Raw genomic sequence first — 5,762 nt, 5'->3', positions numbered from 1 at the left:
TCGCATTGGTATTCGCCACGGCGAAACTGCGCATGCACCCGTTCCTGGCGCTGTTGCTGGCCGCCTTCGCCATGGCCCTTGCCGGCGGGATCACGCCGACCGAAGCCGTCAGCGTCATCAACGACGGCTTCGGCAGCACGCTGGGCTACATCGGCATCGTCATCGCGCTGGGCACGATCATCGGTGTGATCCTCGAGCGCACGGGCGCGGCGATCGTGATGGCCGAGGCGATCATCCGCCTGCTGTCCGACCGCTTCCCCAACTTCACGGTCTCCCTGATCGGCTACATCGTCTCGATCCCGGTGTTCTGCGATTCGGGCTACGTGATCCTCAACTCTCTCAAGAACGCCATGGCGAAGAAGACCGGCATCTCGGTGGTCGCGATGAGCGTGGCGCTGGCGACCGGCCTGTTCGCCACCCACAATTTCGTGCCGCCGACCCCGGGGCCGATCGCCGCGGCGGCGAACCTCGACATCGCCGATTCGCTGGGCCTGGTGATCCTGGTCGGCCTGCTCGTCGCCGCGGTCACCGCCATCGTCGGTGCGCTGTGGGCCGGCCGCTACTCGGACCCGGCCAACGAGGCCGAGATGCTCGAGCCCGATCCCATCAGCGAGGCGGTCGGCGAGGAGATCAAGGAGCCGGAGCCGGACATGACGCACCGCCCCTCGACGCTCGCCGCGTTCATGCCGATCACCGCCCCGATCGCGCTGATCTGCCTGGGCTCGATCGCCAGCCTCGCCACGCGTGACGCCGAGCCGGGCTTCATCGCCGAGTTCTTCATCTTCTTCGGCCAGCCGGTCGTGGCACTGGCCATCGGCGTGGTCTTTGCCGTCGCCCTGATCAAGGGCGAGGACAAGAAGGATCGCTTTCATCAGGTCACCGTCGACGGCATCCTGCTGGCCGCGCCGATCATCCTGATCACCGGTGCCGGCGGGGCCTTCGGCAACGTGCTGCGGGAAACCCCGCTCGGCGACCAGCTGGGTGCGATGCTGACCGGGCTGGGCCTGGGGCTGTTCGTGCCGTTCCTCATCGCCGCCTCGCTCAAGTCCGCCCAGGGCTCCTCGACCGTGGCGCTGGTCACCGCCTCCACGCTGGTCGCCCCGCTGCTGCCGGACCTGGGTCTCGATTCGGACATGGGCAAGGTACTGGCCGTGATGGCCGTCGGTGCCGGCGCGATGACCGTCTCGCACGCCAACGACAGCTTCTTCTGGGTGGTCTCGCAGTTCAGCCGCATGAAGGTGGCCACGGCCTACAAGACCTTCACCACGGCCACGCTGCTCCAGGGCATCAGCGCCATGATCACCATCTACATCCTGGGGCTGATCCTTGTCTGACGACCTGCACGTCGTCCTCTGCCCGGACAGCTTCAAGGGCAGCCTGGAGGCCGACGCCGTGGCCGCGGCCATGGCGCGCGGCGTTCACGCGGCTCGCCCGACCGCCCAGATCCGCGCCCTGCCCATGGCCGATGGCGGCGAGGGCACCGCGGAACTGATCACCCACACGCTGGGCTGGGAGTGGCATCTGACCGACGTCCACGGGCCGACCGGCACGCACCTGACCGCCGGCTGGGGCTTCGATGCCGCCAACCGGCGGGCGGTGATCGATGTCGCCTCGGCCTGCGGGCTCGACCGGGTCCCGCTCGAGCGGCGCGATCCGTGGCAACTCGACAGCCGGGGCGTGGGTGAACTGATGCGAGCGGCCATCGACGCCGGGGCCATGCACCTGCTGGTCGGCCTGGGCGGCAGCGGCACGGTCGACGGCGGCGCGGGCATGCTTCGGGCGCTGGGCATGCGATTTCTCGACAGGAACGGCGATCCGCTGCCCAGCACCCCCGCCGGGCTGATCGGGCTGGACCGCGTCGACGTGTCGGGGCTGGACGCGCGGCTCGCGGATGTCGACATCACCGTCCTCAATGACGTGGACAATCCGTTGACCGGCCCGCAGGGGGCGGCCGCGGTGTTCGGACCGCAGAAGGGACTGGCGACCGAGGACATCGAGGCCATGGACGCCCACCTCGCCCGCCTGGCCGACGTCATCGACGCCGCCGGGCGATTGCTCCGTCCCCCCGGCACGCCCGGGGCCGGGGCGGCTGGCGGACTGGGCTTTGCCCTGGCCTGCGTGCTGGGCGGGCACTCGCGGATGGGGGCCGCCTATCTCGCGGAACTGATCGGGCTCGACGAGGCGATCGCCTCCGCCGATCTCGTGATCACCGGCGAGGGCAGGATCGACGGCCAGACCTCGCGGGGCAAGGTGGTCGCCGAGGTGGTCGATCGGGCCCGCCGGCTGGGCGTCCCGGTGGTCGCCGTGGCGGGGGCGATCGCCTGCAGTGACGCGGAATTGTCCAGCCTAGGGCTGGCCGATGCCCGGGCACTCGTGGACGGCACGGTGGGCGTGGACGAGGCCCTCGCCGAACCCGCGCGGTGGGTCACCGACCGCACGCAGGCCCTGATGGAGACCTGCCTGAACCGACGCGACTGACGCCCGGGCGTCATGACCTCGACCCATCCGGACCCGGCCAACCGGGTCCTTTCCGCATCGACACGGACGGGTTGCCGATCCGCTTCGTCGGGCCTAGTCCTCGAATCCCGCCAGGGTCAGCTTGCCGATCACGTGCCCGGCCTCCAGCGACCGATGCGCGGCACGAAGGTTGTCGGCACTGATGACGCCGAGGGTCTCGGCGCGGGTGGTGACCAGGCGACCGTCGTCCACCATCGAGGCCACGGCGTCCAGGATCTCGCCCTGCCGATGCTTGTCCGGCGTGTCGAATCGCGGCCGGGTGAACATGTATTCCCAGAAGAACCCCACGCTCTTGTCGCGCAGTTCCTGGAACGGCAGCGGCGACTTGTTGCCGACGATGCTGGCCAGCCGCCCCTGCGGGGCGACCAGTTGCGCCATCGCGGGATAGTGGCGGTCGAGATCGTTGAAACAGGCAATCGCGGGAACGGCAGTGAACTTTCGCTCGGCCAGTTGCGCCGGCAGGTCGCCGAAATGGTCGACCACCTCGTCGGCGCCCAGCTCCCGACACCACTGCTGCGATTCCGGCCGCGAGGCGGTGGCGATCACCGTGAGCCCGGCGGCGCGGGCCAGCTGGATGGCCATGGAGCCCACTCCGCCGGCGCCGTTGATCAGCAGTATCGGAGCGCCGGCATCGGCGCCGTCCGGGTCCAGGCCGAGCCGGTCGAACAGCGTCTCCCAGGCAGTGAGTGCCGTCAACGGCAGGGCGGCCGCCGCGTCGGGTTCGATGGCGCGCGGGGCGTGGCCGACGATCGCCTCGTCGACCAGCTGGAACTCGGCGTTGCTGCCCGGCCGGCCGATGTCGCCGGCATAGAAGACCACGTCGCCCGCCTGAAAGCGCGTCACCGCCGAGCCCACGGCATCGACCACGCCCACCGCATCGAACCCCAGTACCCGTGGCGAGAGGTCGGCCCGGTTGTCCGGATGGTCCGGATCGGGATGTCGCGGAGCGCGTACCTTGGTGTCCACCGGGTTGACGGACACCGCCTCCACGGCCACGCGCAGATCGTGAGGCCCCGGCTCGGGCACCGCCAGGTCGAAGGCGCGGAACGCCTCGGGGTGGTCGACGGGCAAGTGACGCTCGAATCCGATCGCTTTCATGCATTTCCCTCCTTTTCCGGCATCTCGAACACGGCCACGGGCGATTCGATCTCGACCACCCACCAGCCGCGGGATGCGGCCAGCCAGCGGAATGTCTCGGCACGAAACAGGATCACGTGAGTGGGATCGCGCCAGTAGTGCCAGCCGGCGAAGGCTTCCGCCCCCGGGACGAACCCGGTCTGTATGACCAGCCGCCCGCCCGGTCGCAGCAGGCGCTCGAGCCGCGCCATCACCGTCATGGGGCGATGCAGGTGCTCGACGGTTTCCGTGCAGCTGATCACATCGTAGTCGCCGTCGCGCAGCACCGCCTCGTCGGGGTGAAACAGCGGGTCGAAGACGGCCATGGGCACGCCGACCTCGGCGGCCTGCACGGCGATGGCCGAGTCCGGGCCACAGCCGAAATCCAGCCCGCGCACGCCGGGACTCAGCCGCGGCCGGATCCGCTCGAAGGCCGGGGAAAGAAACCGCCGGTAGCCCGGATCGTCCGGGTCGTTCTCGTGCAGCATGTAGTGCGCCCGCTCGGCCTCGCGGTCCGGCCAGCTCGCCGGGTCCCTCACCACCAGTCGGCAGGCGGGACACTCGAGGAAGGCCAGCGGCCGACGGCCCTGCTTTTTTCCTGTCGCTACCGTCACGAACGGCGACAGCGAGGACTGGCAAAGCGGACAGGCGTGGTCCATGTCAGGCGACGAAGGTGGTACTCAGCAGATAGGCCGTGTAGGCGAAGAAGGCGGCCAGCAGGACGCCGCCCTCGATGCGGTTGATACGCCCCGGCCCGCGAAAGCCGTAGGCGAACAGGAACAGGGCCAGCGTCAGCGCGCCCATCACCAGCATGTCGCGGGTGAAGACCTCGGGCTCGGCGACCATCGGGTGGATCACGCCGGCGAGACCTACCACGCCCAGGGTGTTGAACAGGTTCGAGCCGATGACGTTGCCCAGCGCCATGTCGTGCTCGTTCTTGCGGATCGCGGCGATCGACGAGGCCAGCTCGGGCAACGAGGTGCCGATGGCCACCACCGTCAGGCCGATGACGAGATCCGAGACGCCGAAGAGCTGCGCGATATCCACCGCCCCCCAGACCAGCAGGCGGGAGCTGGCGACCAGCAGCAACAGGCCGATCGCCACCCAGATCAGGGCCTTCTTCAGTGGCATCGGGTGCGCGACCAGCTCCTGCTCGACCTCGCCACCCAACGCGTCGACCTGCCCACGGCGCCCCTGGTAGATGTTCCAGCCCAGCAGCGCGACCAGCAGTACCAGCAGCACGATGGCCTCGATCCGAGTCACCTCGCCGTCGTATACCTGCAGAGCAGCCACGGCAGTTACACCCAGCAGGATGGGCACCTCGCGACGGATGACCTGCGAGTGGACGGCGATCGGCGCGATCACCGCCGTCAGACCGAGGATCAGGGCGATATTGGCGATGTTCGAGCCATAGGCATTCCCCAGGGCGATACCCGGGCTGCCATCGAGCGAGGCCATCACCGACACCACCAGCTCCGGGGCCGACGTGCCGAACCCGATGATCACCATGCCGATCAGCAACGGCGACATGCCTAGGTGCTTGGCGGTCGCCGCCGCCCCATCGACAAATCGATCTGCGCTCCAGACAAGCAGCACCAGGCCCGCCAGCACCGCCAACACAGGCATCAACATCGACAACTCCTCGTTCGGAACCTTCCAGTGGTATTTCGGGCATCACTGTACTGCAGAACGGTGACCGGCGGACGCCGGGAACCCACGATCCACGGTGTTGCGAATCATTCCGGTTTGCATCCTTTTTATTGATTAACTATGCTGCCCGGCCAATCCCGTTCCCGAGCCAGCATGCCCGCCAACCACCCCCCTACTCGAGCCACTCGAACGCATCGCCGACTGTTTCTGGCGGGCGCGGCCACCAGTCTGGTCCTGCATGGGGCAATCGTCTGGGCGCTGCTGGCCTGGACGCGCCCCGAGGAGGCATTGAGCGCCGCCAATCGCGGGGGAGGCAAGCCGGTCGAGGCGCAATGGGTCGACCTGAGCGAGACCGATGTCGAGACGCCGGCAGAGGACGCGCCATCATCCGAACCGACCGAAACCGGTTCCCCAAAACACGTACCCCAACCGGAACCGGAACCGGAACCGGAACCGGAACCGGAGCCCGAACCCGAACC

General features: G+C 68.7%; 5 protein-coding genes and 1 pseudogene. 3 read left to right on the top strand and 3 right to left on the bottom strand.

Annotated elements, in window-relative coordinates:
• Together ACLFMY_RS08155 and ACLFMY_RS08150 are read left to right on the top strand one after the other, a co-directional pair.
• Positions 1-1,334 (top strand): GntP family permease (locus tag ACLFMY_RS08155; RefSeq protein WP_410764166.1); only part of this gene is annotated, 1,334 nt, incomplete at its 5' end.
• On the top strand, positions 1,327-2,478 hold the full coding sequence (locus ACLFMY_RS08150) for a glycerate kinase (protein WP_410764165.1): 1,152 nt from the start codon (positions 1,327-1,329) through the stop codon (positions 2,476-2,478). The genes ACLFMY_RS08155 and ACLFMY_RS08150, both read left to right, overlap by 8 nt.
• A 93-nt stretch (positions 2,479-2,571) precedes the next feature.
• Here the strand turns inward: ACLFMY_RS08150 and ACLFMY_RS08145 are convergent, their stop codons facing one another.
• Genes ACLFMY_RS08145 through ACLFMY_RS08135 form a run of 3 tightly spaced genes read right to left on the bottom strand, consistent with a single transcriptional unit; the run spans position 2,572 to position 5,265 of the window.
• Positions 2,572-3,615 (bottom strand): zinc-binding alcohol dehydrogenase family protein, encoded by a 1,044-nt coding sequence (locus ACLFMY_RS08145; RefSeq protein ID WP_410764164.1) that lies wholly within the window; start codon positions 3,613-3,615, stop codon positions 2,572-2,574.
• Entirely contained in the window at positions 3,612-4,292 is a 681-nt protein-coding gene (locus ACLFMY_RS08140; protein ID WP_410764163.1) for a class I SAM-dependent methyltransferase, read from the bottom strand. The genes ACLFMY_RS08145 and ACLFMY_RS08140 overlap by 4 nt, the downstream gene beginning before the upstream one ends.
• Before the next feature lies 1 nt (position 4,293).
• Complete coding sequence (locus tag ACLFMY_RS08135) at positions 4,294-5,265, bottom strand: calcium/sodium antiporter (protein ID WP_410764162.1); 972 nt, start codon at positions 5,263-5,265, stop codon at positions 4,294-4,296.
• Positions 5,266-5,436: 171 nt separating this feature from the next.
• Here ACLFMY_RS08135 and ACLFMY_RS08130 point away from each other — a divergent pair.
• Positions 5,437-5,762, top strand: a pseudogene (locus ACLFMY_RS08130) (hypothetical protein); the annotation flags it as partial.

Source organism: Guyparkeria sp. (assembly GCF_046545975.1).
Taxonomy (GTDB): Bacteria; Pseudomonadota; Gammaproteobacteria; order Halothiobacillales; family Halothiobacillaceae; genus Guyparkeria.
This window is presented reverse-complemented; position numbering and strand designations above follow the sequence as displayed.